The sequence below is a fragment of the Acinetobacter sp. RUH 2624 genome, from assembly GCF_000162375.2.
GTDB lineage: Bacteria > Pseudomonadota > Gammaproteobacteria > Pseudomonadales > Moraxellaceae > Acinetobacter > Acinetobacter nosocomialis.
Map to the genome: position 1 here is coordinate 492,697 of NZ_KI391939.1, position 26,915 is coordinate 519,611.

34 protein-coding genes, 1 tRNA gene and 2 pseudogenes are annotated in these 26,915 nt (G+C 35.0%); 27 read left to right on the forward strand and 10 right to left on the reverse strand.

Annotated elements, in window-relative coordinates; translation table 11 throughout:
- Nucleotides 1-536: 536 nt before the first annotated feature.
- Both HMPREF0014_RS08965 and HMPREF0014_RS08970 read right to left on the reverse strand, forming a co-directional pair.
- Nucleotides 537-893 (reverse strand): four-helix bundle copper-binding protein, encoded by a 357-nt coding sequence (locus HMPREF0014_RS08965; protein ID WP_004709792.1) that lies wholly within the window; start codon nt 891-893, stop codon nt 537-539.
- Between the two features lie 471 nt (nt 894-1,364).
- On the reverse strand, nt 1,365-1,694 hold the full coding sequence (locus HMPREF0014_RS08970) for a hypothetical protein (protein ID WP_006580766.1): 330 nt from the start codon (nt 1,692-1,694) through the stop codon (nt 1,365-1,367).
- 453 nt (nt 1,695-2,147) lie between these two features.
- On the opposite strand from HMPREF0014_RS08970, the gene HMPREF0014_RS08975 reads away from it, so the two are divergent.
- Together HMPREF0014_RS08975 and HMPREF0014_RS08980 are read left to right on the forward strand one after the other, a co-directional pair.
- Nucleotides 2,148-2,741, forward strand: a complete 594-nt coding sequence (locus HMPREF0014_RS08975; RefSeq protein ID WP_002048762.1) for a LysE family transporter — start codon at nt 2,148-2,150, stop codon at nt 2,739-2,741.
- Nucleotides 2,742-2,788: 47 nt separating this feature from the next.
- Nucleotides 2,789-3,007, forward strand: a complete 219-nt coding sequence (locus HMPREF0014_RS08980) for a hypothetical protein (protein ID WP_004887978.1) — start codon at nt 2,789-2,791, stop codon at nt 3,005-3,007.
- A gap of 243 nt (nt 3,008-3,250) precedes the next feature.
- Here HMPREF0014_RS08980 and xseB read toward each other — a convergent pair whose 3' ends face one another.
- Complete coding sequence (gene xseB / locus HMPREF0014_RS08985; protein WP_004709785.1) at nt 3,251-3,445, reverse strand: exodeoxyribonuclease VII small subunit; 195 nt, start codon at nt 3,443-3,445, stop codon at nt 3,251-3,253.
- Entirely contained in the window at nt 3,435-4,700 is a 1,266-nt protein-coding gene (xseA, locus tag HMPREF0014_RS08990; protein WP_004887976.1) for an exodeoxyribonuclease VII large subunit, read from the reverse strand. The genes xseB and xseA overlap by 11 nt, the downstream gene beginning before the upstream one ends.
- 255 nt (nt 4,701-4,955) lie before the next feature.
- On the opposite strand from xseA, the gene HMPREF0014_RS08995 reads away from it, so the two are divergent.
- Nucleotides 4,956-5,032: transfer RNA gene (locus tag HMPREF0014_RS08995), tRNA-Met, on the forward strand.
- 180 nt (nt 5,033-5,212) lie between these two features.
- Nucleotides 5,213-5,443, forward strand: coding sequence for a hypothetical protein (locus HMPREF0014_RS09000; RefSeq protein WP_025466846.1), 231 nt, complete (start codon nt 5,213-5,215; stop codon nt 5,441-5,443).
- Nucleotides 5,444-5,594: 151 nt separating this feature from the next.
- On the opposite strand, the gene HMPREF0014_RS09005 is transcribed toward HMPREF0014_RS09000, so the two are convergent.
- Nucleotides 5,595-6,266 carry a LexA family transcriptional regulator gene (locus HMPREF0014_RS09005; protein ID WP_002048763.1) on the reverse strand — a complete coding sequence of 224 codons (672 nt, stop codon included), beginning with the start codon at nt 6,264-6,266 and terminating at the stop codon, nt 5,595-5,597.
- A gap of 567 nt (nt 6,267-6,833) precedes the next feature.
- Here HMPREF0014_RS09005 and HMPREF0014_RS09010 point away from each other — a divergent pair.
- From HMPREF0014_RS09010 to HMPREF0014_RS09020, 3 genes are all read left to right on the forward strand, one after another.
- Complete coding sequence (locus HMPREF0014_RS09010; RefSeq protein ID WP_002048752.1) at nt 6,834-7,223, forward strand: hypothetical protein; 390 nt, start codon at nt 6,834-6,836, stop codon at nt 7,221-7,223.
- A gap of 36 nt (nt 7,224-7,259) precedes the next feature.
- Complete coding sequence (locus HMPREF0014_RS09015) at nt 7,260-7,805, forward strand: N-acetylmuramidase (RefSeq protein WP_004887974.1); 546 nt, start codon at nt 7,260-7,262, stop codon at nt 7,803-7,805.
- A gap of 139 nt (nt 7,806-7,944) precedes the next feature.
- A complete protein-coding gene (locus tag HMPREF0014_RS09020; protein ID WP_004812228.1) occupies nt 7,945-8,877 on the forward strand; it encodes an IS5-like element ISAha3 family transposase in 933 nt (310 codons plus the stop codon).
- Between the two features lie 37 nt (nt 8,878-8,914).
- Here HMPREF0014_RS09020 and HMPREF0014_RS09025 read toward each other — a convergent pair whose 3' ends face one another.
- Complete coding sequence (locus tag HMPREF0014_RS09025) at nt 8,915-9,541, reverse strand: LysE family translocator (RefSeq protein WP_020992197.1); 627 nt, start codon at nt 9,539-9,541, stop codon at nt 8,915-8,917.
- A gap of 514 nt (nt 9,542-10,055) precedes the next feature.
- Here HMPREF0014_RS09025 and HMPREF0014_RS09030 point away from each other — a divergent pair.
- The 3 genes from HMPREF0014_RS09030 (at nt 10,056) to HMPREF0014_RS09040 (ending at nt 11,804) form a co-directional block, all read left to right on the forward strand.
- Complete coding sequence (locus HMPREF0014_RS09030; RefSeq protein ID WP_002048761.1) at nt 10,056-10,271, forward strand: cold-shock protein; 216 nt, start codon at nt 10,056-10,058, stop codon at nt 10,269-10,271.
- 203 nt (nt 10,272-10,474) lie between these two features.
- Nucleotides 10,475-10,708 carry a hypothetical protein gene (locus HMPREF0014_RS09035; protein ID WP_002048783.1) on the forward strand — a complete coding sequence of 78 codons (234 nt, stop codon included), beginning with the start codon at nt 10,475-10,477 and terminating at the stop codon, nt 10,706-10,708.
- 271 nt (nt 10,709-10,979) lie between these two features.
- Entirely contained in the window at nt 10,980-11,804 is an 825-nt protein-coding gene (locus HMPREF0014_RS09040; protein WP_004887972.1) for a pyrroline-5-carboxylate reductase dimerization domain-containing protein, read from the forward strand.
- A 65-nt stretch (nt 11,805-11,869) separates the two neighbouring features.
- Here HMPREF0014_RS09040 and HMPREF0014_RS25270 read toward each other — a convergent pair whose 3' ends face one another.
- Nucleotides 11,870-11,989: a hypothetical protein gene (locus HMPREF0014_RS25270; RefSeq protein ID WP_002048755.1), complete on the reverse strand. Its 120-nt coding sequence runs from the start codon at nt 11,987-11,989 to the stop codon at nt 11,870-11,872.
- Nucleotides 11,990-12,476: 487 nt separating this feature from the next.
- Here HMPREF0014_RS25270 and HMPREF0014_RS09045 point away from each other — a divergent pair, with 487 nt between their 5' ends.
- The 6 genes from HMPREF0014_RS09045 (at nt 12,477) to HMPREF0014_RS25275 (ending at nt 17,314) form a co-directional block, all read left to right on the forward strand.
- Entirely contained in the window at nt 12,477-12,935 is a 459-nt protein-coding gene (locus HMPREF0014_RS09045; RefSeq protein ID WP_004887971.1) for a hypothetical protein, read from the forward strand.
- Between the two features lie 291 nt (nt 12,936-13,226).
- Nucleotides 13,227-13,571: a hypothetical protein gene (locus HMPREF0014_RS09050; RefSeq protein ID WP_002048765.1), complete on the forward strand. Its 345-nt coding sequence runs from the start codon at nt 13,227-13,229 to the stop codon at nt 13,569-13,571.
- A gap of 85 nt (nt 13,572-13,656) precedes the next feature.
- Nucleotides 13,657-14,763 carry a minor capsid protein gene (locus HMPREF0014_RS09055; protein WP_004887970.1) on the forward strand — a complete coding sequence of 369 codons (1,107 nt, stop codon included), beginning with the start codon at nt 13,657-13,659 and terminating at the stop codon, nt 14,761-14,763.
- A gap of 48 nt (nt 14,764-14,811) precedes the next feature.
- On the forward strand, nt 14,812-15,135 hold the full coding sequence (locus HMPREF0014_RS09060) for a hypothetical protein (RefSeq protein ID WP_004887969.1): 324 nt from the start codon (nt 14,812-14,814) through the stop codon (nt 15,133-15,135).
- 345 nt (nt 15,136-15,480) lie between these two features.
- Nucleotides 15,481-16,242, forward strand: a complete 762-nt coding sequence (locus HMPREF0014_RS09065; protein WP_004709759.1) for a membrane protein — start codon at nt 15,481-15,483, stop codon at nt 16,240-16,242.
- 249 nt (nt 16,243-16,491) lie between these two features.
- Nucleotides 16,492-17,314, forward strand: a protein-coding gene (locus tag HMPREF0014_RS25275) for an IS5-like element ISAba27 family transposase (RefSeq protein ID WP_076611894.1) whose coding sequence is annotated in 2 segments (ribosomal slippage) — nt 16,492-16,872 and nt 16,874-17,314 — 822 coding nt in all. Because the reading frame shifts where the segments join, the coding sequence is not laid out codon by codon here.
- A 44-nt stretch (nt 17,315-17,358) separates the two neighbouring features.
- On the opposite strand, the pseudogene HMPREF0014_RS25875 reads toward HMPREF0014_RS25275, so the two are convergent.
- A pseudogene (locus HMPREF0014_RS25875) lies at nt 17,359-17,626 on the reverse strand (site-specific integrase); the annotation flags it as partial.
- Nucleotides 17,627-17,954: 328 nt separating this feature from the next.
- On the opposite strand from HMPREF0014_RS25875, the gene HMPREF0014_RS09085 reads away from it, so the two are divergent.
- Nucleotides 17,955-18,266 carry a hypothetical protein gene (locus HMPREF0014_RS09085; protein WP_002036151.1) on the forward strand — a complete coding sequence of 104 codons (312 nt, stop codon included), beginning with the start codon at nt 17,955-17,957 and terminating at the stop codon, nt 18,264-18,266.
- Nucleotides 18,267-18,291: 25 nt separating this feature from the next.
- Here the strand turns inward: HMPREF0014_RS09085 and HMPREF0014_RS09090 are convergent, their stop codons facing one another.
- Entirely contained in the window at nt 18,292-18,588 is a 297-nt protein-coding gene (locus HMPREF0014_RS09090; protein WP_000521590.1) for a hypothetical protein, read from the reverse strand.
- A 61-nt stretch (nt 18,589-18,649) separates the two neighbouring features.
- Nucleotides 18,650-18,910 (reverse strand): annotated as a pseudogene (locus tag HMPREF0014_RS09095) (ATP-dependent helicase); the annotation flags it as partial.
- On the opposite strand from HMPREF0014_RS09095, the gene HMPREF0014_RS09100 reads away from it, so the two are divergent.
- The 10 genes from HMPREF0014_RS09100 (at nt 18,902) to HMPREF0014_RS09145 (ending at nt 26,894) form a co-directional block, all read left to right on the forward strand.
- A complete protein-coding gene (locus HMPREF0014_RS09100) occupies nt 18,902-19,147 on the forward strand; it encodes a phage major capsid protein (RefSeq protein ID WP_006580592.1) in 246 nt (81 codons plus the stop codon). The pseudogene HMPREF0014_RS09095 and the gene HMPREF0014_RS09100 sit on opposite strands and share 9 nt — an antisense overlap.
- Nucleotides 19,148-19,161: 14 nt before the next feature.
- Nucleotides 19,162-19,566: a Bbp16 family capsid cement protein gene (locus HMPREF0014_RS09105; protein WP_006580593.1), complete on the forward strand. Its 405-nt coding sequence runs from the start codon at nt 19,162-19,164 to the stop codon at nt 19,564-19,566.
- Nucleotides 19,566-19,826: a hypothetical protein gene (locus HMPREF0014_RS09110; RefSeq protein ID WP_006580594.1), complete on the forward strand. Its 261-nt coding sequence runs from the start codon at nt 19,566-19,568 to the stop codon at nt 19,824-19,826. Before HMPREF0014_RS09105 ends, HMPREF0014_RS09110 begins: the two co-directional genes overlap by 1 nt.
- A gap of 68 nt (nt 19,827-19,894) precedes the next feature.
- Nucleotides 19,895-20,260: a Gp49 family protein gene (locus HMPREF0014_RS09115; RefSeq protein WP_020992198.1), complete on the forward strand. Its 366-nt coding sequence runs from the start codon at nt 19,895-19,897 to the stop codon at nt 20,258-20,260.
- Between the two features lie 15 nt (nt 20,261-20,275).
- Nucleotides 20,276-20,830 (forward strand): hypothetical protein, encoded by a 555-nt coding sequence (locus tag HMPREF0014_RS09120; protein WP_006580596.1) that lies wholly within the window; start codon nt 20,276-20,278, stop codon nt 20,828-20,830.
- Nucleotides 20,830-22,866: a hypothetical protein gene (locus HMPREF0014_RS09125; protein ID WP_006580597.1), complete on the forward strand. Its 2,037-nt coding sequence runs from the start codon at nt 20,830-20,832 to the stop codon at nt 22,864-22,866. The genes HMPREF0014_RS09120 and HMPREF0014_RS09125 overlap by 1 nt, the downstream gene beginning before the upstream one ends.
- Complete coding sequence (locus HMPREF0014_RS09130) at nt 22,863-23,333, forward strand: phage protein Gp13 family protein (RefSeq protein WP_006580598.1); 471 nt, start codon at nt 22,863-22,865, stop codon at nt 23,331-23,333. The genes HMPREF0014_RS09125 and HMPREF0014_RS09130 overlap by 4 nt, the downstream gene beginning before the upstream one ends.
- Complete coding sequence (locus HMPREF0014_RS09135; RefSeq protein WP_006580599.1) at nt 23,330-23,953, forward strand: hypothetical protein; 624 nt, start codon at nt 23,330-23,332, stop codon at nt 23,951-23,953. Before HMPREF0014_RS09130 ends, HMPREF0014_RS09135 begins: the two co-directional genes overlap by 4 nt.
- On the forward strand, nt 23,953-26,205 hold the full coding sequence (locus HMPREF0014_RS09140; protein WP_006580600.1) for a transglycosylase SLT domain-containing protein: 2,253 nt from the start codon (nt 23,953-23,955) through the stop codon (nt 26,203-26,205). The genes HMPREF0014_RS09135 and HMPREF0014_RS09140 overlap by 1 nt, the downstream gene beginning before the upstream one ends.
- Complete coding sequence (locus HMPREF0014_RS09145) at nt 26,205-26,894, forward strand: hypothetical protein (protein ID WP_006580601.1); 690 nt, start codon at nt 26,205-26,207, stop codon at nt 26,892-26,894. The genes HMPREF0014_RS09140 and HMPREF0014_RS09145 overlap by 1 nt, the downstream gene beginning before the upstream one ends.
- The last annotated feature ends 21 nt before the right edge of the window (nt 26,895-26,915 follow it).

The following is a 26,915-nucleotide window of genomic DNA, read 5'->3' on the forward strand; positions in this document are numbered from 1 at the left end:
AATGTGCTATAACTGTACCTAAGGTAATCGTAATATCTCCTCGATCCACAGGGAAACTTGGGACAGGGCAAAAGATACGATAAGACCTTACATATAGCTAGCAAAGAGCATGTAAGAGATGGATAGACACAAATCTTAGATTGCTCACCGTTGCAGAAAAGCCCGTGAAACGGGCTTTTTTAATGCTTGTAAAAACTATTTCTTATTTGGAAAGATTATAGTTTTTTAAACTATTTATGAAAAAGTAATGTAAAAATAACAAAATATTTTAAATATACAGACTATTCTGTATTGCAATTTGTTTTTATTAAGGGTACATTTAGTCAACGGTTTAAAGTTCAAGCTTAATAATGAACTCATGGTCGTTGTGGGAGATCTAAGAGCCTGCATTTTCCCCAAGATGCGGGTTTTTTTATGCCTAAAGAAAAGTAGTTTTTCATCTCATCTAAAAACTTTAATTTTCTAATTGTTTGTTCTTTAAATATTAAAAACCCACGAGCCTAATAGGCCGTAGGTTTCTACAATAAAACTAGAAGTTAAGCACGATATGCCAGACAAGCTTTAGCACATGCTAAACAAGCTTTGGCACAAATCTGGCAATGCTCATGTTCGTGTTTGCTACATTCAGCTGCACAAAGTTGGCACGCGCTGGCACATAATTGCATGGCTTGTTCAGCAAGCTCTGAATGTCTTAATTCTAAAGATGTGCAAAGCTGACAGGTTTCGACACAGGTTAAACAATGTTTAATACATTCACGCATCATATGCACATGTTCTTCTTGCAAACATGCTGAGGCACAATGTTTACAAGCAAACATGCATTCAATGCAGGCTTGAACTGAAGTAGATGCTTGATTAAACAGAGATTGATTTGGTTCTTGCGAGCTATTCATTTTAATATTCTCCTTTTGAAAGGCTATTATTAAAAAACCGAATATTGTTATCTTTTTTCATTTTATAAAATCATTTTTCCTATTGGGCACTTTGAAATGAAAGGTCTACAAATGCTCAATAAGGAATTAACCTCGTATAAGAATGTTACAAGTGTTTTTCTAATTAAATTTTTTAAAAGGTAAAAAATAGATTGCTCAAGACAAACTACAAAATTTATTTTCATATAATACTTTTGGCTAATTTTTTTATGGATGAAAATTAGGCAAATTATCAGTGTGAACTTTAAGGGCACACGTAATGGAAAACATTGAACAGTACGCTCACGGAGCTGAGCATGAAGTCCACGTACACTGCAAACGATCATTAAGCACATTAATACTGAGCCTGTTTGTATTAATCGCAACTGGTCGTTAAAAGAAAAAGCACCCACGGGTGCTTTTTCTGTATCTATTGACTATTGATAGTTTTGTTTAAGAGCCTGTAAAGCCGCGCCGTTTTTTATAGGCTTTACGATCATAAGAGGGAATATTGGACTTTTGAAGATCAATAGACAGTTGTTTTTTGCGTTGAAATTGCACTTCACTTAAAAGTGCATCATAAATTTTGGGACGATCAGTTTTAAACTTTTCTACATCCAATGGAATTTTACTTTCCTGTTTAACAATATACAAAACAGAACCATTGGCATTAGTTTCATATACTGTCCAACCAACTCTTACCATGTAGAGACCGGTTTTTGCATCCTTTCCTAAATAAGCTTTAAAACCATCGGGATGAGGGCGAACATAAGCATTCATCATGCATCCTCCATCAACTATTTAATTCGATGAAAGCGGCGATTAATGAATTGATGGGGAACGATACATCTATTCAGTAAAATCACGATTTTCATGTGTATATATATTGATCAATTTGGTAATTTCAAGGCGTGTGATATTTGTTTTTTTGCTATTTAAGAAGTGGGAAAAATGGCCTAAAAAATATATAAATAATCACTTATTTTAAAAAAAATATATGATTTTGGAGTTTAATATCTTTTTAAGTTAATGCAGTGTTTTTTTATAAATGTGTGACGCATTTTGCAAATTTAAAATTGGAACAAATTTTAATGAATATAAATTCACTTTTTATTAAATTATTAATTTTAAAAAATAAAAAGTATTTGTAATATTTCTTGTTACAACGATTTTGTCGACAATAGATGCTCATTTTTGACATATTTCGCCTAGCGTAATCAATCGAGTTTTTGGCCTATGGTGTCATTTTTATTTATTGGACTTGTGGTCACTATTTTGTTGACTCCAGGACCAACAAATACATTATTAGCCTCGGCTGGCTTGCAAGCAGGGCTAAAGCACTCTCTTAAGCTAATTCCGGCAGAGGTAATAGGTTATCTGATCGCGATTACCTCATGGGGTGTTTTACTTGAGTCGGTATCTCATTTTATTCCATGGCTTCCTGCTATATTAAAATTGATGAGTGCGAGTTTCATTCTTTATCTCGCTTTTAAACTTTGGATCACTTCAACCGAAGATATTAAGTTAGATCGCCCACTGATTACGCCAAAAGCTTTATTTCTTGCAACACTTTTAAACCCGAAAGCTTTGCTCTTTGCTTCGGCGATTTTTCCACATGCAGCGTGGGAAGTTCCGCATTTGTATTTTATTCACATTGTTGTCTTTTTATCTTTAATTACCCCAATTGCTTTTTTATGGATTATGTTTGGAACTGTCCTCATTTCAAATAAAGTAACTTGGTTAAATCAACGCAATTTACAACGTACAGCTGCATTTATTTTAACTTTTTTTGCTATGCCAATCGGCTATTCTGCGATTAGCTCATTTTAAACTTAACCCATTATTTATATTAAAAATTTATTTTTCAGGAGATTTTTATGAAAAGATTAAAAGTAATTATCAAGGACCAGTTTGATAAAGAATCAATCGCTTTGGCAAAAGTTAGACCAATGAATGACCATGCACTTGAACTTCATAAAAGTGTTGAACATATTGAAATTAATGACGATATCATTTTACCAAACATGGATTTGTTATATGAGAATCCTAAAGACGGCAAAATTTATCAATTAATTGGTCCATGCAGTGAGGAATAACTCTTAAATTAAATTTAAAAATAAGCATCAGCAGAGTTTGTGTTTCTTACGGTCTTAGATGGTGGAAATTAAGCCAAACTAACGTATAGACACAATTAAAATATTGAACATCGCAGGTCGTTATGGGACTATGTTTTTGCAAAAATGTGACCTAATCCTCATTTTTGCATTTCAGGACTAAGTGGTGTTCACTAAGCCCATTTCTTCAATGAGAAGTAGAAATGGGCTTTTTTTATGGAAATTTTATTCTTTAAAAGTCTCATCTAAAGCTTGTTGGACAGCTTCAATTCGAGATTTGCAAGCTTTATAAGCGCTAATAGACTCTTCAACAATTTTCATTAAATTATCTATATCAGGACTTTCCTGTGATTCTAACAATTCAGCATTTTTCTTCAAAATGTCATGGCCATCCTTAAAGGTTAACTCTTCATTCTTCATTTGGGATTACCTGTGTAATGTTGGCTTCAACTACGCCATCTTGCATTTCAATGGCAATGGAGGGGCTTGAAATTTGGTGTATAGAGCGAATCGCTTTTCCTTCGGATCTGACAATTGCATAGCCTTTAGCTTGAACCTGTTTAGGGTTTTGCAAAAGGATTTCTTTCATTAATGACTCGATTTGAGCTAAGGAAAATTTAACTTGTTGCTGTGAGCTGAACTGAATACGTTCTTTCATCTGGTCAAGTAGACGATGCGCCGAGTTAAGTTGATTTTGTGCAGAAGAATTAATGTGATGAAGCAATTGATCATTTTTGCTTTGATAAGTCGTGATTTGATGCTGAGAAAGCAGTTTAATCGTTTGTAGACTATCTACCGCTTCTTGTACATGTTCAACAATATGATTACGAATACCAGCAATCACTTTACTTGGAGTATCAAACGAACGATGTGCGATCTCATCAAGGATGGTACGGTCTTTTTCATGCCCGATACCGACCCAAATCGGAACGCTGCGTTTACAGAGAAGTGCGGCAAGCTCATAATCATTTAAGTAAGCTAAGTCATTTACAGCACCACCACCACGAATAATTACAATCAGATCTGGTGGAAAGTTATAACGATTTGCCCATTGCTTTAAACCTGTTGCCAAGGACTCCATAAGGCTAACAGCAGCAGTATTCCCCTGAAAGGTCGCACTTTGATAAACAAAATGACAAACCTTATTTCTTTCTAAAGCATCTGCATCTTTTTTAAAGTCACCCAAACCTGCAGCATTTTGAGGAGCAATCACTAAAACATTTGCAATATCAAAAGGGGTAGGGAGAAGTTTATTTTTATGAATCAAACCTTCTTGGGTTAAACGCTCTACAATTTGTTGATAACGTTTTGCAATTTCCCCAAGTGTAAAACTTGAGTCAATTTCTTCGATATTGACTGAAAATCCGTATTGTGGATCAAAACGCGCTCTAATTTTAATTAAAACGTTTAAATCACTTGCTAACTCAATTCCTGTTTCACGTTCAAACTTTAAAACAATTTTACTCGCTGAAAATTTCCAGATGGTTGCCTTACAACTGGCAATCACTTTATCGGTGTCAACATCTTTCTCTGCAAGTTCTAAATAGTAATGTCCACCTTTAATATTTAAATTCCGAATCTCTGCTCTAACCCATACCGGTTCGTCAAAGGTCAGGCGTATGACTTCCTGCACAGTGCCGAGATATTCGCTTAGAGAGAACTGAGGATCAGACATATAAACTATTAATAATGGGATGAAACTAGATAGTATAAAAGCTATCCAAGCAAGGCAATTGATGTCTATGAATATCGCGTTCTATTTAAAATAAATACAACAATTTAAAGAAACAAAAATTAGAAATTACGATGTCGATTTGGACTGAATGGTAAAAATAAAAATTAATAAAAAGATAATTGTTAATAATTACAACCGATTAAAAAATAAAGTTTGCTTTATAAAATATATAGGCGTATAAAGCATACTTCCAATTGCGGGGTGGAGCAGTCTGGTAGCTCGTCGGGCTCATAACCCGAAGGTCGTTGGTTCAAATCCGACTCCCGCATCCAAAAAATATTATGCTCTGTGATGTACTACTTTTCATGATACGAACTCATGAAAAGCAATTAGCTTATAAATAACCCTATATCAAGCTAAATATTAAATTCTAGACGAACTGTCCATACCTTAAATCTAGCGTTCTAATTAAATACCGTTAAATCACATGAGCTCAGTAATGAGTGAATACGATTGTGAATATAGTAAATGAGTGGCACATTGCCACAGCCGTAAATGGCAATGAAATCAATGTGAGGATTATTCCTCATGTGCGTAAGCAAAATTCGCTTGATGGATATCGTTGGGTAGAAGTTGGAAAGAAAATTCAGCTTCAAACTGGTGAAGAAATTGAGCTAAACCAAGATGGAAAAAGCTTTTATGCTGGTTTTAATCAACTTTATCGTTTAAATACATATTGTTGATAACATCATGGTACTAAAGCAAGAAAACCTATCTCTTTTAAAGGAGATAGGTTTTTTTATATCTATAAGTCATATAAATAATTAAAATTATAAAAAAGTAAGAAATTTGAAAATGATAGAATTATTATTTTAGCTATATTTAATAACTCATTTAACCTGCTCGCCAGAACTGACGGCCCATTACTTTAAAGTTTTTCCCGTTCTCTTCAGTTACACGGCGGTCTCTAAATTTTTCATTTAAACTATGCAAAATTAAAGAGCCATCAGCTTCTTTAAAAATTTGTTTAATCATTCCCTCGCCAGCGAAATAAACAGCATAGATTTCTCCATCAATTACTTCTGTCTGAGAAATATCAATGCCGACCAAATCTCCATCTTTGATGTAGTCAGTCATGCTATCGCCCTTAGCTTTAATAATGCGCATACATTCCTGAGGAACGCGCTTTTCTTTAAAGAAAGAAGCAGGGAAAGGAATTTTTCCATTAATTGCATCAAAATGAAATTCGATTGATTCACCTGTACCACAAGAAAAACTTGCTTCAACTACTTCAATCCAGACATATTGATCTACTACATCACTGCTGACAACGGTGGGACTAAATACATCACTTTCTCTAAAAGAGTCTTCTGTGTTACCAGTAGTAAGCCAATAAGCGTCTACACCTAAAAACTGTGCAATGAGTGGAAGAAAAGCAGATTTTAAATTCTTTCCCGATTCTAAAGCTTGATAGGCAGGCTGAGACATTTTTACTGCTTCAGCAACTTCTGCCTGAGTTTTCTTAGCTTTAATCCTTGAATCTTTTAAACGGTCTTTAAGAGCCATAATGATCGCACCAGCTAACTTATCACAAATATATAACTAAAGTTATATCTAGTAAAACAACTATAGTTATTGACTAATAATAACTATAGTTATAATATCAATTATAAGAGCTCATTGATAGAACTAATGCAATATTTTTACTAAAACATATTTTTATTTTGTATCAATGGCTTGGTAAGTAGTGATCAGTATTCTGCCTCAATGGACGACAGAATATAAAATGGCGATAGTAAATCAGTGGTAGAGATCGGCTATCAAAAAATAAAAAATGAATAAAAAAAGCCCGATTCCGTGGATCAGGCTTAATGTTCGTCGATAAAGGGTATCAAGAACATGAAGAATCTAACAAAGAATTTAATGGCTCACAAAAGTTTCCGATATACGGCAGCGTGTTATCTCAACTTTTTGGTCAAAAAAGATAAGTCATATATGTATGCCAGTTTTAAAAGAAAAAAGAACGGCTAGGCTAAGCACGGGTGTATAGCAATTTTTTATAAAAATATGAGAAATAACAATGTAGTAAGTACGATTATTTTTCAAATTTTAAGTATGAGACAGGATTGTATTATGGAAAATTTTTTAACATTAAATGGACTAGCTTCTATTTTTAAGCTGTATGGTACGGTCATGATGATCGCTTTAGCAGTAAGCTTAGTCGTAGCGGTGGTTTTAATCATGCGTTTCCCACGTTCGCCTCAAGAATGGGTAGTAGGTTTGATTTGTACTATTGTCTCAAGCTTGACTGGTGGTTCATTCATTATCATGAAATGGGACTTACATGAATGGGTGACTGATATATGGGGCATGATCACTTTAGGTGGATTCTTCTTTATTTGTGGCTTACCTGGTTGGGCAATTGTGAGGTGGATATTTAACTTCATTAATAAACAAGAAGGAAAAACTATTGTTGAAGTAATGAAAGACTTAAAAAAAGCAAAAGATGATATTCAAAGTTAATAGCTATCAGCGAGTTATATAAATGAGGACAGGCCCATGAAGGTTGAACAATATCTAGATGCACTTATAAAACGTGAAGGTGGTTATGTAAATGATACGCTTGACTCTGGACATGCCACCAAATTTGGAATTACTCAAGCAGTTGCACGTAGCTATGGATATCAAGGTGAAATGGAGGATTTACCTTTAGAAACTGCAAGAGATATTTATAAAAAGCAATATTGGCTTGAGCCGCGATTTGATCAAATTAATTTGATTAGTCCAATCATTGCTGAAGAACTGCTCGATACAGGAGTAAATTGTGGTCTTGGTTTTACAAAACCACTTCTACAACGTGCTTTGAATTTGTTAAACAGACAAGGAAAAGAGGGATGGAGCGATCTTAAATTAGATGGTCAATATGGGACTTCTACCTTACAGGCTTTATCACTCTATATTAAAAATCGCGGTCAAGAAGGGGAAAGAGTGATGGTACGTCTTCTAAATATTATGCAAGGCCAACGCTATATTGAAATTACAGAGAAAAATCCAAAGTATGAACAATTCTTTTACGGATGGCTTGCTAACCGTGTGAGTTTTTAAAAAGACCAACTTGCTTGAGCTGAATACATATAGCAAGTTGATCCATTCTTCTTTTTATAATACAAATTCTTTATTGAGTAATAAGGGCTTTGTTGCACAAAGCTATTCTTGAAGGCTTCTTCAGTAATATAATTTCCAGATGAAGAAGCCTACACCTAAAATCTATCGTACAACCAATTGGTCCTCGTATAACCAAGCTTTAATCAAGCGAGGAAATATTTCAATCTGGTTTGATCCTAAGACGCAATGGTATGCACAACCACAAGGCAAGCAAGGACGAAATCAAACTTATTCCGATACAGCGATTCAATGCTGTTTAATGATCAAATCTCTATTCCGTCTTTCTTTACGTATGGTTACTGGCTTTGTTCAAAGCCTGATTAAACTCTGTGGCTTGAATTGGACAGCACCAGATTACTCCACCCTTTGTAGACGACAAAAGCATATTGATATTGCGATAAGCTATCAGAAAAGTCATGATGGGTTACACCTACTTGTCGACTCTACGGGTTTAAAGTTTTTAGGTGAAGGCGAATGGAAGCGTAAAAAACATCAGCCTGAATACCGTCGGCAATGGCGTAAACTGCATATTGGTATAGATGCTGAAACACTGCAAATACGTGCCGTTCAGCTTACTACAAATAATGTCAGTGATTCACAAGTACTAGGTGATTTACTGGATCAAATTCCACTAGATGAGCGAATAGATTCTGTCTATACCGATGGCGCGTACGACACGAAGTGCTGCAGAAAAGTGATTTCAGATCGTCAAGCACATGCAGTAATTCCACCCAGAAAGAATGCCAAGCCCTGGAAAGATTCTAAAATAAGTTCAATAGAACGAAATGAGTTACTTCAAACGGTTAAACATTTAGGCAGAACCCTATGGAAAAAATGGTCGGGTTATCACCGTCGTAGTTTGGTGGAAACCAAGATGCATTGCATCAAATTATTAGGTGATAGGCTGACGGCAAGACATTTTCAAAGTCAGGTCAATGAAATTCATGCGCGTGTGGCAGTTCTGAATAGATTTACGGAATTAGGTAGACCTCGCACCCAAGTTGTGTCTTAAATTTGAATGGATTGGGGAGAACTCAGCTTTTGAATGTTTATGCAACAAAGCCAGTAATAAGTAAAATGGCGAGAAGAAAGAAAATACAACCACTCACTTTATTCAGTTTTGCAAAATTATTTCCGGCAAGCATTTTCTCTTTAAAAATTGAAGAAAAATTAGCATAAACTAAATGAATTAAAAATCCGATAAAGCAAAAGGTTAAAGATAAAATGAGAAATTGATTTAATATTTCTTTTTTAATATCAATAAACTGAGGAAAAAGTGCAATAAAAAAGACAATCGTTTTCGGATTAAGTAATGAAGCAAATAGCCCCTGATAAAAAAGTTTTGATTTCTTCACGATTTTATCGTTGTGTTCAGTTTCTAGTAAATCTTGAGTAGGAGATTTGTTTATAAAGTTTTTATAACCTAAATACATAAGATAAAAGGCCCCAATAAACTTTAAAACAGTAAAGATGGTGGGGTTACTGGTAATAATGAGACCAACACCACTTGCAGAAATCACAGCGATAATGAACATACCAATGATTAAACCGCTAATACCGAATAAAGCGGTACGAACACCGTAATTTATTGAATTTGTTACTGTAAATAAAACGCCTGGTCCAGGGCTAGATAAGGTAAGAAAAGCAATGGTTATAAAAACTAAGAGACCGTTCACGTGGCTACTTCCTGTTTATCATCAATATGTTAAGCTGCACACGTACTTTAAATCAGAATACATAAAGTGTATATATACAGGTCTGTATATTTTATAAAAAAGTAAAATATTTTAGTAAGATATTAAAGTAGTTTTAGAGCGTAAAGAGAGGCTTAATAATTTTCAAAAGATAAAATTTTATAGTATAAAAATAAGATATATTTAATTAATATATTGAAGTTAAAACAATTAACTAAATTAAAAAATAGCATTTAAAATCAATAGATAAGTGATCGTTAGAGACGCACAAATTGTGTGGAAAATCAATTAATCAAGATAGAGATTGCAATTCGTTAAGAAGCGTGTATAGTCGACATTAACTACAAAAATATTCATGTTACCCTAAATCTCTCTTTTCGTAGTTTTATTTATAATCCTCCGTATATTATTAGATATTTAAGTAGAGTGTATATTTTTTAGTTCAATTGGAATACCCAATAACAAATGATAATGTTTTTAAAATTAGGATTAATTTATGTCTAATGCTACTGGTACAGTAAAATGGTTTAATGAAACTAAAGGTTTTGGTTTTATTCAAACTGATGAAGGTAAAGATGTTTTTGCACATTTTTCTGAGATTCAAACACAAGGCTTTAAAGTTCTTCTAGAAGGCCAGCGTGTTCAGTTTACTGTGACACAGGGTAAAAAAGGCCCTCAAGCTTCGAATATCACAATTGTGACGAATGCTTAAATAACATAATTTGATGATTTTATTTGATTTATTTTTTGGCCATTTGCTCAATTAAATAACATGAAATCATCTACGTAGTTAAAAAACCCACTTCTTCCTTTGTGGGTTTTTTATATAAAATATTAAATAAGTTGATTATTTGTTTTATATAATATAAAAATTAAATTTGTGTTGTATAAGTTAACATTATAACTGGTATAAAAATGGATATTTGTATTGGCGGTATTTTAAACGGTAAAGTAAGAAAAATTAATGAAGATAGTTTCTGTGTTGGAAACCCTCATTCAGATGATATAAATGAGTACTATAAGCAATACTTTCATTTAGGTGGAAAGCTTTTGTCATTTTGGGTATACAGCGAAATAAATTATCAGGAAGCATCACGAATAGCGGAAAGTTTCTTAAAAAAAGAACAAAGATCTTTAAGTGGATGTTAAATAAAACCACTTTAAGTCTGGCAAGTATATTGCTTAAATCAGATAAGCTATAATTAATTTTTAATTACATATTTTTAACAATTTAGTTTAATTTGTTATTCATAACGTCATAAGTAATAGAGTAATCTTAGCTCAAAATAGAGTTTAGTTGTAAAATTAAACTTAACATTCATAAAAATTTATTAAATTTTTATTGTATTAACGGTCCATGACTTAAGTCATAAATAATATTTCTTTTTGTAGTATATCTAAAGGAAGGAAATAATTCTAAATGTTGAATATAGTACAACCAAATATTTGCTTCATCGGTAGTAGTAATTTGTCTTTAGCTTTAATTGGAGGTTTGGTTTTAAAAGGATTTCAAAAAGAAAAAATTAATCTTATAGAGGAAGGAAAGTTTGATAATGAAATCATTCTAAAGCAAAAGCAGCATGAGGTAAAAAAGGCTGATATCGTTGTTCTATTAGTAGACCCAAAAAATCTAAAAGTCATCTTAGCACCATTAAAAAAATGGTTAGCTGATAAAACTATTCTATCGATGATGGCTGGAATTAATATCAAACAACTCATGAATATTACGGGTTCAAAAAAGGTTATAAGAATCATATCTAACCCACCAGTATTAACTTATACAGGTACTCATGTGTTGATTGGTTCAGAATATCTAGAACCTTTAGATAAAGAGTTAGTTGAGACAATTTATTCAGCCACAGGGCAGACCTATTGGGCAAATTCAGAATCAGAAAGTGATGCCATTATCGCGTTATCGGGTTCAGGCCCAGCGTACTTCTTTTATATCCTCGACAGTATGGTAAAAACTGGTGTTTCTATGGGGCTAGATAAGCAGTTTGCTTTAGATCTGGCACTTCAAGCAGCGTCAGGTGCTGTAGACATGGTGCGTAAAAGTAATGTTCAGCCAAGTGAGTTATGTGGCAAGGTCACATTAGCTAATGGCATTACTGAATCTGCATTACGAATGTTTGAGCTAGGCAATCTTTCCGATGATATTCGACTGGCTTTAAAAGCAGCTTATCATCGCAGTAAAGAAATAAGTCTAGAGATTAATGCTGAAATTGCCAGACATAGCGTTAACTGATGGCTAAGTACCTTTCAATCTTGAGATAACTTAAATTTTGAAAGGTACTTTTCATGCTTAATAATTCATGGAATTTGTAGGAAATATTCCCAAATAACATAGCCTAAGCCAAACCCTAACATTGAATAGAGAGTGATAATAAATAATACAAAACTAGCTTTATTTTTCTTTCTTAAAAAATTCATGTTAGCTACCTCGTGTCTAGATAGTTACTATCATGAAGAAATACAATGTGTAATCATAGATACAGAATTTTTTCAAAAAAATATAACAGATAGATCAGTGTTATAAATTTATCTTTAATTAAGTTTTTTTAAATTATCAACTTAAAGAAAGACAATCTCGATATTGAGTTTTATCATAGAAAAAGCAATTTAAAAAATAAGTTTCTCATTGATTTATAAAACTATTATCTTAGAAGAGTATGTCTAAAAAATAATCATTTACAATTGAAAGAAAACATTTCTAATTAGTTAAAATTATTAAATAAAATTGTGGACCAGTTAACGTAATATGAATTTTTTTGTGGTTCATTCTGGTGCAATTTTACATAATATTGGTAATTTTTACATTGAAAGCTAATTTGATTTCACTCAATTACAATTAATTCTTCATAATCAAAATATGAATTTTTTTATTTTCAATTATTTATAAAAAATTGAGGAGGAAGAAATGCCAAAGTATTTAGCTATAGCGGATAAAGTATATAAGGAAATTAAAAAAGACAATTTATTTACGGATGATATGATTCAAAATTTGAATTGTTTAATTAGCCTGATTCGTAAAGCAATTAAAGGTACTGAGTTCAAACTTAAGTATAATTTTATAAATTTTGAAGAATGCCTAAATCAATTTAATAAAGAAAAATCAGTCCATATAGATTTAAGTTTGATGCCTAAGTTTAAAAATGAAGGCGAGTTTATTTTATGGTTGGCTGGTTTTATTGAACGAATGACGGTAGGCGGAAAGGAAAAGCTGCCTCCAATTTCAAACTATATTCCGAAAGACTTTAAAATGGATAAGATCGAGATTCCAGCTGCTGCTGATCCAAGTAGAGAAGAAAATGCAGAGATGATTATTAATTACTTTAAATCTGAGGACTATATTAAAAATAGTAAACTGTCTTCATAAAATATAGAAGTATTCATCCACCATACTTCTATATCTCGCTGATAGAATTCAGCTACCGCTTTCTGGGGCGGTTTTTTCTGTTAAAACCGTTAATGGTACATATTTATGCCAATTAAAAATGTCAGAAAATATGGAAATGTTTTATGAGAAAATATTAATGATATAAAAAATAGTAGGTTAAGCAATGAATTGTTATTTTTATTAAAATATTTTTCACATAAAAATACGCTTAAATTACGTATAGAAACATTTACTCGTACATAATTTCCAAAAAAATAGGAAGATAACGAGATGAATGAGAATGCTGAACTCATTAAATATTTAGATATTGCTGAAAATGTATACGCCAATATTTATGAAAAGTACCAGATTACTGATAATCCGGTGACTAATCTTAATAGAGTCATGGCTGAAATTAGAAAAGAAGCTGAGCAAATCAATTTAAAACTAAAATATAGCAAAATTGATTTTGAAGAATGTTTAAGTAAGCCTCTTTCTGAAAGAGAGATAAAAGTTGACTTGAGCTTACTTCCGCGCTTTGAGTATCGTGATGAATTTATTTTATGGTTGGCCAATTTTATTGGAAACATTAGCGTTCAGAAAAAATTTATAAAACAAAATTACCAGTTTAATTAGCTTTTCAAATTTTTAGTTCCTTAAAATTTCTACAGATCAGCGATATAAAAAAAATAATAAAGTGCGCTTTTTAGAGGTAACTTTCATGAAGAATATTACTGAAAAATCGCTTTTTGATGTCTTCACACAACATCAAGCCTATCTTTATCGAGCATCTTCCAGATCGGTAAATGAGCTTTTTAGATTTTTTAATACTGAAACAATAACTATGCTTGATCGTTTGGGGCATTTAATAAAAGAGCTTAATGATACTGAAAGGGCGGCTTTAGCAGGTGGAGAATACACAACTCGTCACCTTAAAAATATTCAACTAGTAATTTCAGATTGGTTTAATTCAATTAACACTGTTTTGCCGGAAATCTTTACTCACTCGGCAATTGCTTTGGCTATATATGAGTCAAACTATATGGCCAAACTATTTGGTAAGGTTATTAAAGAATTAAAGGGAGAACAGCTTTATCAGTCAATAAAACGAGTGCCTTTAGCGGGTGGTGCCTTAGTTGGTGAATCCTTAGCTCAAATTAGTGAGAATGCCCTGCAAAGAATTGAATATGCTATTCGCGATGGAATGAATACAGGCATGACACCTCAGCAAATTATTAGGCGTATTACTGGTACGAAACGCCTTAAGTATGAAGATGGATTGCTCAACAGTACCAGAATTGATATTGAGCGTATTGTCAGAACCCTGCGGAGCCATATCTCAAATCAGGTCTATTTATATAACTTCAAAAAATTTAATTTTGAATATGTCAGGTTTGTGAGTGTACTTGATGGGAGGACTTCTAAAGTTTGTGCAGCCATTGACGGTTCAATTTGGAAATTGAATGATCCAGCGAAAAGGGTGCCACCTTTGCATCCCAATTGCCGGAGTATTCTGGTTCCTGTTAGTAAGGACGGAAGGCTTATTGGTAATCGATCTTTTATTATGGATGAAAGAAGGATGCGAGACATTCCTAAAGATGAACGGGCTCAATTAATGGGTCAAATAGATGCAGATATTTCCTTTAAAGAGTTTTTTAAACTGACCGATAATTTTTTCCAAAAAGAATGGTTAGGCCCTAAACGCTATAAATTATATAAAGAAGGGCAATTTGATTTTGACAAATTCTTTGATCCTAAAGGCCGACTTTATACTTTGGATGAGCTAAGGGAGCTCGATGAGCGAACCTTTAAAATACTTGGGCTGTAATTTTAAAGGATAACTTGTTACCCTTGCGCGTGAAATTAAGGTGAGATTATGAAATTTATATTCCTCTTTATGAGCGCGATCACTCTTCCATGCTATGCTGCATCTGAAACTATGGAAACGCATTATTGTTATCTTGTGAAAAATGCTGCAAAAGGCGTTATGGATGCGAGACAACATGATGTACCAGTGATTGAACTACAAGAGATTGCTAATCATCTTGAAGAAGCAGAGGCAAAAGAGCTTTATCAACAAATTATAGATACAGCATATTCTTCTAAGTTATTTGAAGATCCTTTAACCAAGACAAAAGCTGTTGAAGACTTTCAAATGATATGGCATGAAAAATGTTTAGCGAAGAGTTCTATAAGCTGAGCTATATACATAATTAAGACCTGCTCATGGAGTAGGTTTTTTATTTAATTCAAGCAAATAACAATAAAATTATTAGAAAATAAAAACTATAGATAAAGTGAAAGTTATAAAAATAACTACAAAACTTGAGAGTAATAAAGAACAACCTAATATTTATGACATTAAGATGAAAAAGTTTGTATAACAAAGTGTTTGCAACAAATTAAGAACTCATCCTTTCAATTAACAGATCAAAGTATTCATTATTGGGGAACTTTGTAGTTTATTTTTACTCTTAATTTCAGCTTAAGGCTTGATCTTTTAGATATTGGCTAATCGGTGAATATGTTTGGAGAACATGCAGTGATGAGTCATGAAAGTTTATCTAAAAGTTTAAGTAAAGTTCCAGAAGTTACGTTACTGTTCTGGATCATTAAAATTGCTGCTACCACTTTAGGTGAAACTGCTGGAGATGCGCTATCTATGTCCCTTAATTTGGGATATGGAATTAGTACAGCTATTTTCGCAGTGATATTTGCAGTTTTTGTTGGCTTGCAAATTAAAGCCAAAAAATACAATTCATTTTTTTATTGGGCGACCATTATTGCCACGACCACATTAGGAACGACAATTGCCGACTTTGTTGACCGAACTTTAGGTGTGGGTTATGCAGGCGGAAGTTTAATATTGCTTATTTTATTAGGTCTCTCTTTGTTTGTCTGGTATTTAAGCTGCGGCACAATTTCGGTAAAAAGTATTCAATCTGCTAAAAGTGAAGCCTTCTATTGGCTAACCATTATGTTCTCTCAAACATTGGGAACAGCATTAGGTGATTGGACTGCGGATACTCAAGGGTTAGGGTATACCAGCGCTGCTTTAATTTTTGGTACTTTGTTATTGGTTTTAGCAATCTGCTATTTCTATACCAAAATCTCAAGAACATTATTATTCTGGCTGGCCTTTGTTCTTACTCGACCGCTCGGAGCGGTTTTAGGTGATTTCCTCGATAAACCTATCGCACATGGTGGATTAGAGCTAAGCAGATTTAGCGCATCTTTCGTTTTGTTGGCTTTTATTGTGGTCTGTTTAATGGTCTTTAAACCTAAAGCAGCAGAGACAGCACATTAACTTAACTGTTAAAAAAGGCTGCATTATTCTGTTGGAGGATGTGGTCTTTTTTTATTTGAGCGCAAAAGGTTAAATGAAATCTTGTTAACATTTTATTTTGGACGTAAAAAAGCCCTTGCTCGGGAGACTTTGCGATAATATACTTTTAAGCTAATTTTTAATTTCAATATCAATAAAAACTTAATGATGGGTTTAATCATAAAATATTAGACCTCTTGCGAAAGTAAAAACCACCTCAATCTAAATTTCATGAGATATCAGAAATTAAATCGTTTTTCAGATTCTGAATTCCAGCGCTTGGTTGGTGTACCTCGACCAGTTTTTAGTGAAATGATCGAAGTTTTAAAAGAAGTAGAATCACTTAAAAAGAAATCTGGGCGTCCTCATACTTTAGCTATAGAGGATCAATTATTATTAACACTCAATTACTTACGGAATTACAGCACTCAATTGGAGTTGGCTGCAAATTACCATATCGCTGAAAGTAATGTGAATCGAACCATTAAAAAGGTTGAAGATGCATTGATGAAATCAAGACGGTTTACTCTGCCAAAACGAAGCATTACCACAGCAGACGAACAGTTTAACTGGGTCATTATTGATGCGACAGAATGTTCAATAGAACGTCCGAAAAAAAAATCAGAGTAAGTTCTACAGTGGTAAAAAGAAGAAACATACGCTAAAAGCACAAGTGATCTATCATCCGAACAGCAAACAAATCATAGGGCTAGATATATCGAATGGCAGTCAGCATGACATTAAATTGGCAAGAAGAACGGTTAAAAAATTCAAACATTGTAAATATGTTATGACCGATTTAGGGTACTACGGATTAGAGCAAGATGGCTTTAAATTATTGATGCCAATAAAGAAAAAGAAGAATTTACCCTTATTTGATGTTGAGAAAAAGTACAATAAAATGATTGGAAAAATACGAGTTGTGATCGAACATATTAATAGTCAATTGAAAACATTTAGAATATTAAGTGAACGCTATCGAAATAGACGGAAAAGATTCGGTTTACGCATTAACTTAATCGCTGCACTGGTAAATCGGATGAACTTGCAATAACGACTTTCGCAAGAGGTCTATTAATTATATTTTCATTATTCTTTTTTCTTTAGGCATTTAAGTATTTGAACAATTAAGCGGGCACTCTTCATTTTTCTGCCTTCTTCTTGATAGTACTGTTCAAAAAGGGCATAGAAGGAGATATGGATTTTTTCAGGCTCAGGATTAGCATATTCAGATTGTAATTCTAATAATTTTTTAGCGGCGCATTGTTCACACTCACTCGCTGTATCTCGAGTAGGCGTATAACGTTTGCCTAGATAACGAACAGTGATGCGCCACGCCGTCCCCGCGTTTAACTGGCTTTTGCATAATAACACTCCAAATTTCATGGTACTGCAATGGAAATATAAAGCGTTTTTTTAATGCGAATTTTGAATTGACCAATAGACAATAAAAAAACCACCTAATTCTTTCGAATTAAGTGGTTTTTAAATTTTGGAGCGGGAAACGAGACTCGAACTCGCGACCCCAACCTTGGCAAGGTTATAATATTTGAAATAAATCAATTGCTTAAAATTGAGTGGTGGCGCAATGGGGGCAGGGTGATTTTATTGTAATAAAATATTTATTTTATATCATTTTATGAGCAAAATAGATATTAATAATGTTCATTCATTTTAAAAGAAGCAAAAAATTTATGAAAGACGGTTTTAACAAATTAAGAAAGTTATCGGAAAATGCTAAAAAACTTAATGGTGAACAACAAGTTTCTTTAGGTACTTTATTTAATGATGGGTTTCTTCAAACTAATACTGATTTCGAAAATATTGATGAACTATTTGAGAAGGCGGGGTTTAAAGTAGAAACAGAAGAAGATTTTGCGGCTATCCCGCAGGAAGACATTGATACTTTTGTTCGAGAAAACACTAAGTTTGATAGTTTCACAGATATGCAGCAACATGCAGCAACTGAGTATATGCGTAAGCAATTATTCAAAGGATTAAAATAATTAAAGGCGCATATAGCGCCTTTTTTTAATTTTTACGTCTTGCTTGCCTTTGGGCTTTAGCCTTATTTAGATTATCTAAAATCGGCATGACAGTGGCAGGGTTATAAAGATGTTTACCATTAGTACCAAGATTATGAGCCCGTAATTCATCAACAATGGTTTTTCTTGATAAACTATATCGCTCCATTAACCATGCTGCTGTAACTCGATTTGGTATTTCTTCCGCTTTAATTTCTAAAACCTTGCCGATGTTTGGTACATCGTCATGTATAAAAATTTGTGGCGGTTTCTCTGATTCAACTACAACAATATATTTCCCCATTACGCAACTTCTCCAATGCTAATTAAAATTTCTTCTGGTAAATCGTCGGTGTCTTTTTCAATCAAACTTCGCATCGCTTTTTCATAGCCTCCATTAATAGATCTTGTACTTCTCGTTTAGACTCACGGCGCTCCATAACGATTTCATCCATCGTGTCTTTTGCAATGATGTGATAGATATAAACAGGGCGGTCATAGCCCGCTTGCGCTTGGCGTGTTGGTCCAATACGTTCGATAATTTGTTGGTACTGTTCCAAATCCCACCAGTGAGAAAAGAACACAAGGATATTTCCACCGTCTTGTAGATTAAGCCCGTGACCGGCGCGGACTTGTTTGATTTATTGGCCCAAGCTGCTGAGTTGTTACCTCGTAAAACAAGTGGTCGTGTTGCTATTTATGCCAACCGTACTATTTCGTCTTTCCTTCGTCGCCAAAGTGTTAACAATAAAAACGTGCGTATCACTGTAGAAGAGCAAGGCGGTCGTAGCGTTACTAAGTTCGACGGTATTCCAATCCGTCGTGTCGATGCGATTTTAAACACTGAATCTCGTGTGGTTTAAGGAGTAGCCTAGCTATGCTTATTGATAAATTATTAGTAATGTCGCAAGACCAAGCAATTACAGTTACTGCGACATCTACGGACACACTTGATTTGCAAAAGGCATCAACAAGTGTAAATCGTTTGCCTGTTTTAGTACGCGGTAAAAATTTAGCTCCAACAACTGCAACCATTACTGTGCAGCTTCAACAATCAAGCGATAACAGCAATTGGGAAACCATTGAGACTTCGCGTGCTTATACTGCCGTTGAACTTAATTCAGGTGTAATTGCTGAGGTCATGCTTCCAGTGAAACCTAAGCGTTATGTTCGTTTGAACTATTCTGTCGGTAGCGGGCCTTTTACAGCAGGGTCTGTGTTCTCATACATTTCTGATAGCCGCGATGTTAACGCAGCATATCCAGTTTATGCGGGGGCTTAATGATGGAATACAAGCAAGTTCGAGCAAATCAAAAGGGATTCTATAACGATCGCTTAGTTCAAGAAGGTGAGGTTTTTTCTGTACCTGAAGAAGAAACCGCACTTTGGTTTGATGATGTTGAACCAAAACAAACTGATCCCGCTAAATCTTACTCAAGTATGACACCTGAAGAACTCGCAATTGTTGCGGTTGAAAAGGGTATTTCATTATCTGGTTCAGAAACTAAAGCACAAATTATTAAGCTTCTAAAGGCTGAATAATTAAAAAAGGGCCCGTATCAGTACGGGCTTTTACCTCATAAAGCAAACGTAGCTAAAAGGTGCATCAAATGTCTGAAGAACAAATTGAACAGCAAATTCAAGAGAAAGGTCTTACAGCTCCTCGCATAACTCCTTCTCATATTGATTCAAAAGTTAAGCATATTTATTACCATTCTCCTTTAGCAGCCATTGACCCTGAACAGGCAATGGATGAAAAGACGTATCAAACATTACGTTGTTTAACTTTTTGCACAATCGTTATGGAAAACGGCTTTACGGTTACTGGTGAAAGCGCTTGTGCTAGTCCTGAAAATTTTGACCCTTTTATCGGTCAGGAAATTGCATTCAAGAATGCACGCGAAAAAATATGGCAGCTTGAGGGATATCTTCTTAAAGAAAAACTTTATCAAGCTGAATTAGACAAAAAGTTCTAAAGCAGGGTAACTCCTATGAGATCAATTGTTGATCTTTGCAATTTAGCCCTGTCGCATCTCGCACAGGGCTATGTTGTTAAAGAGCTAAACGAACCGACAAAACATGCAAATCTTTGCAATACATTTTATCCAGTTTGCAGACGCGAGTTACTGGATAACGAACATCAATGGACCTTTGCAGTTAAACGTGTTCGCTTGAATGTAGATGCGGGTTATGAGTTTGGTAGAGCATACGTTTTGCCAAGCGACAAAATACGTTTATTTCAACTCGAGTCAGGCGCTTCTTATTATGTTGAGGGCAATCTCTTATTTACAGATGACCCTGCGCCTGTACTGCGATACGTACACGATGTGAAAGATTTAGCCTTATTGCCTGAAACTTTTCAAGTGGCTTTGTCGTACCTATTAGCTGCTCGAATTGCAGGGCCATTAACTCAAAGTGAAGAAAAGCAAAGGCAAATGATGGCGGGTTATGCAATGAACTTGGGTAAAGCGATTTTTATTGACCTTCAACAACATCGTATTGAAAAACGGCCTGAGCATGTAGGCTCAATGCATGAGGCGCGATAATGCAATATTCGTTTAATGGTGGCGTGATTTCGCCAGATATGTTTGGTCGTATTGATCAAGCCAAGTATCAAACAGGCGTTGCCAAGTGCAAGAACATGTATGTCGAACTATTTGGGGGGCTTGTTTATCGGGCAGGCTTTCGGTATGTACACCATTATCCGAAAACTCTAGGAAAGATGCGCCTTATACGATTTGTTTTTAGTGAAGAACAAGCGGTTGTTTTAGCATTTCGTGCCGGAGCTGTAAACTTCTTTGCAAGAGGCGGCATGCTTTTAAACAATGTTGGTGAACCTTTAGAAGTTGAATTGCCATATGCAGAAGAGCATTTAATGCAGCTTCGCTATGCGCAATCTGCCGATGTTGTAACGATTACGCATCCAGATTACCCACCAAGAAAAATTATTCGTAAAGGCGCAACCGAATGGAGCACTGAAGTTGTAAGTGTCGGTTATGGATTAACTCCACCCCAAAACGTTGCAGCAACAGCACATATTGAAGATAAATATAAAGAAGGCGGTAATATGCACGACTCATATATTGAGCGTGATTACTCATACCAAGTTACCGCAGTTGATGAACAAAATGAATCTGCTGCATCTACAAAAGTCACTGTTAAAAACGATATTACTCTTGCAGGCAACTACAACACGATTACGTGGGATGTTGTAACAGGTGCAACTAGATATAACATCTTTAAATTACGTTCTGGTTTAGCAAGCTATATTGGTGAAACTACTGAAACAAGTTTTACCGATGACAACATTGAAACAAACGGTTCAATCACCCCGCCATTAATCCGTAATCCGTTTGAATTTAACCCTACTGCGGTTGCGTATCATGGGCAGCGAAAAGTTTATGGCGGTGGGTACCAATCGCCACAATGGATACGAATGTCGCGCACGGCTACAGATGATAATTTTGGTTATCACATTCCTACACAAGATACTGACTCAATCCAAATACGTTTTGCTGCACGTGACGGCAATGGCGTTAAACACTTAATCACTCTGAATGATTTGCTTGTTTTAACAAGCGGTGCAATGTGGAAACTTTCGTCTGATGGTGCTATGACCGCAGCAAGCGTAAATATGAATAAACAATACAGTACTGGTGCAAATGATGTTACACCCGTAGAGGTGGACGGCGCAGCAGTATTTGCTTCTGATCAAACAGGCCATGTACATGAGGCATCTTTAGCAAGTGGTTACAATGCTTCTTATTATCAAACACTAGATTTATCAATTATGTGTCCACAACTTTTTGATGGGCATAAAATTATAGATTGCGCTGCTATACGCAACCCTTTGAATATTATATATTTTGTTCGTGATGATGGGGTTTTGCTTTCATTAACCTACGAACCACAACAACAAGTATGGGCATGGGCAGAACACCATACGGACGGCAAATTTCTATCAGTTGCTGAAATACCTGAAGAGAATCAATCAGTTCTATACGCTTTTATTGAGCGTAATGGTTTTTATACTATTGAGCGGATGCTCACACGCCAACCACTAGATATGAAAGATAAATGTTATCTGGACAGCAGCATTCAATATAAAGGCGAACCAACAGATGTTTTAAGCGGTCTGGATTGGTTAGAGGGGCAAACGGTTTCTATATTTGCTGATGGCGGTGTAAAGCCTGAAGCGGTCGTTACAGATGGAAAAATTAAACTTACTCGTAAACTATCAAATGTTTTAGTTGGCTTGCCATATGTAGCAGAAATGCAGACCTTGCCGATTTATAGAGAACAAAGCAGTCCGACTAAGCCGAAAGTCGTGAATAAAGTGTTTTTAAGAGTTCGTGAAACACAAAATATTCTTGTCGGTGCGAATCAAGAGATTGCAAATCCTACAGATATTGATGAATACAAACCCCGTAACCTTGAACCATATGGAGCACCACTAAATTTAATATCGGGCTTTGTAGAAATACCAGTTGACAGCACTTACGAAAGAGACATTCAAATTACTGTGAAACATGATAAACCTTTACCTATGAAGTTATTGGCATTAGAGGTTGAATACAAATGAGAAAAAACAATATTGAAATTCGTAAGCCGACTGAGCGCGATATTCGTATTCTTGTTGAAAACCTGCGCGATGCCGATAAAGACGAGATGAAAGCATATTTCAATGATAACTATCATTGGATGATTAAAATGTCTATCAAGCATTCAAGTGATGCTTGGACTGTAGTTGTGAATGGCAAGTTGCTTTTCATTTGTGGTGTCGGAATGTCGAGCTTGCTTGGTAATGTTGGTTGTCCTTGGCTGCTTGGTACCAATTTTATTAAGCATTATCCGATCGAGTTTTATAAACAATCTAAAAATATTTTGAATGAGATTAAATCCGAATACGATGTGCTCATTAATCACGTATATGTGAAAAATGAAAATGCTATTCGCTTTCTTAAAAAATTAGGATTTGATCTAAAAGCTCCTGAAGCCTACGGCAATAACAATGAATTATTCCATCCATTCGTAATGGGGGCAGCATGATAAATCCATATGCATTTGCTGCTGTAAAGGGTGTAGAGGCGCTATCTACTTATGGCAAATTAAAAGCTCAAAAAAAGGCGCTTCAACAGCAAGAACAACTTGCTTTATCTAATGCAACGCTTTCAGATAATCAAGCACGGCAAGCTATTGAAGATGGGACTAATGCCGTAACCGATTACCAACGTAATGTTTCGGCATTTAAATCAAGCCAAATAAACGCGCTCGCTGAAAATGGGATTGATGTAACTCAAGGTTCGGCTGTTGATCTGCTTGCATCTACTGAAATGCTTGCGCAAGGTGATATCGATTCGATTAAGTACAATGCCTCTTTGCAGTCATGGGGGCATAAGGTTCAAGAAACTAACTTTCGAAATCGAGCCGAAAAATATCGTGTAGCCGCAAAATCAATTAGACCATTAACAAGCACGCTTTTAAGCCTAGCAGGGGGTGCTGCATCTGCATACGGGTCAAGCATGGGTAAAGGTAGTTTGGGTGGGCAAGCGGAAAGTTCTTCGTTGGGCAGCGGTTCTGACTTTGCATCAAGTCTCTATAACGCAGGCAATGGTACCCAAGGCGCATCTTGGCAAAATTATAATTGGAATTGGTTCGGAGCTAGTTAATGCGTATACCACAATTTAATCGTCAAGTTTCAGATAACAGTGTGCCTAGTGTTCAAGTTTCTGGCGGTGTATCTCCAAGTGAAGCTGCAAGTTTAGTCGGTAACAGAACAGATGGTTTAGTAGGTGCGCTAAACTCAGGATTAAAAGCTTACCAAGAATATCAAGATGAAGCGGATCGTGTGCGTGTTATTGATGCGCAAAATAAACTCGCAGAACTAAAACAACACCTACAGAACAACGAAGTCGATGGTTACATAAATAAAAAAGGCGTGGATGTTGTTAGCTTTGATGATGGTAACGGCGGCGGCTTCGTAGATTACTATGCTAAAGCATACCAAGATGGCGTGGGAGAAATCGCAAGCACTCTTGGAAACAACCGCCAACGGTCATTGTTTAAAGAGATGGCCGCTCAAGATGCAGTGCAATTTAAAGGCTCATTACAAAACTATTTTGTACGTGAAAACGATACTTACCAACAAAGCGTTTATTCTTCTTCAGCGGATCGATTTATTCGTGAGATAAATGATAACCCTGGTGACTTCAATAAAATTGATGAGAGTCGAGCTAACCTAAAAGCTTCTTTAGGTAAGCTTATGAATTTGGAAGGCAAGGCAGCAACAGAGGCAGATAATATTTATCTTAAAAACGTTTCTGGTGCTCACATTACCAATATCAGTGCTTTTGTAGAAAACGGAGATTTAAAAGCGGCTCTCGCGTATAAAAATAAATATAAAGATGAAATATCATTAGCGGATAGCTTTAGAGTAGATCAGCGCATTCATCAGAAGTTAGAAGACCAACAAGTTGAAGCATTAGTTAATATCGCAACAACCGGTACACAGGAGGGCAGTAACCCTGCTTTAAATGCTCCGCCTCAAGCATCTGCAAAAATTGCTCAAGAGCTTAAAAGTCTTACACCTGATCAAATGAAAAACATTAAATATAATGATCAGCGTTTAGATGTTTACACCGTTCATGCTGCAAAAGAAAAAGGAATGGAATGGGCAGCACCGCTTTTACTTGCTATTCGGTTATCTGGTGAAAAATCAAATAATGATGCAGTTTCACCAAAGGGTGCCAAATCAGTAATGCAATTTATGCCTGATACTTGGAAAGAATACAGTAATGGTGGTAAACGAGATATTAATAATCCTGCTGATACGATCGACGCTTCTTTAGATTTTATAGACTGGATTAGTAAAAAATATAAAACTAAAGACCCAATTGTTATTGCTGCTTATTACAACGGTGGGGGTAATGCAGCTTCCGCAGTTCTTAAAGGTGGGCAACCGCCTGCTTCAGAAACTCGAAACTATATTCAACGAATTGATAAATGGTTAACGAATGATTTTGGCAAATATGCAAATCAACCCGCTAAAACCCGTGAAGCTGCATACAACGAAATATGGAATAGCAATGCCCCCGTTGAAGTAAAGCAAAAAGCTTTAGTGGCAACTGATCGTTATTATAGTGGACTTGATAAATCCAAGAAGGACAAACAAGATCAAAGTTATAGCAGCTTATATAACGGTATTGTTTCTGGACAATACACATTTGAACAAATACCCGCTGCAAGTATCACAGCCCTAGAACCAAATCAAATTAATAGCTTAAGGGCTGTTAGTAAGTCTGTTTACTCAAAAGAAGTTAAAACAGACCCAATTACTTTAAGTATGATAATGCTGAATAAAGATGAATTACTGAAAGGTAAACCGCAATCAGTATTACACCAGTATGCTGACAAATTATCGCCTACTGATTACAAAGAAGTCACCAAGGTTTATGCTGAAGTAAACGGTTTAAAGGACGCTAAGAAAAAAGAAGAAAAAACATTTTTGGTAAATGACTCTACAATATCGAGTGCTCTAAAACCTTATTTGGGTATGATTGGTATTACTAGCACTACCGATAAAAAACAGTTAGAACACTATAACGCTGTTAAAACAGATTTGATGCAAACGTTATTAGAAGCAGAAGCGAAAAACGGGAGTCATTTAACTTGGGATCAAGTGAATCGTGTTGTATTGAAGAACGTTAATCGTCAAGTTCAAATTACCACTTCAAGACCGTTCTTTGATGATAAGGTTGAACTGAATCGGGTTTATAATCAGGTTAAAAGTAAGAGCGATATTACCGACTCAATGAGAACAAAAATTGATAATATATTTAAAAAGCAGGGAAGAAACCCTAACAATGTAACTAATTCAGAATACATTAATGCTTATTATACGTTTATGAGAAGGGGTTATTAATGAAACGAAGTTTTTTTATGATGTGCACTTTAGCTCTACCTTTACAAGTTTTTTCAGCTGAAGCTGTTTTACAACCATACCCAGTAGCCTTGAAAAAATTACCACAACAGGAATTTGGGCAATTAGTTTATAAACTAATGCCCAACAAAAATGAAGAAAAGCTATATTGGGATTTTCGTTCTAATGATAAATCTATCATCTGGTTAGATAGTTTTTATGTAGAGAATAAATTAGAGGATGGAACTTTTCATTCAAGCAGAAAAGGGGTTGCACGTGTAAATGTTCTTGGCAGTAAAAGCACTATTGTAGACCATCGGACTTATGAACTTCCTTGGTCAGTAATGATGGAAGGCACCGTTGGTAAATTTGGTCCAAACACAATTTCGCTATATCCTGCTACAGCCTCACGTGAAAATGAAAGTATCTGTTTTGGTGAAAATTTTGATAATTGTGAATTCTCCCCGTTTAAGTCTTTAACTAAAGCAAACATTAAATTTAAAAAAGTGTGTGATAAGAATTTTGGTGCTTTGAATTTTGAGGAAGCATACCTTTTAACTGCGCCTAATAAAAAAGCTGTATATGGAGTGTGGCAGTCAAGTAGTGGTTCTGGTGGTACAAGTAATCTATTTAGAATTGACTATTCTGAAAATCAAAAACATGTTTGCGATAGCTTGATGAACGGCCTTTAAGTTTTAACTGTCATAAAAGGA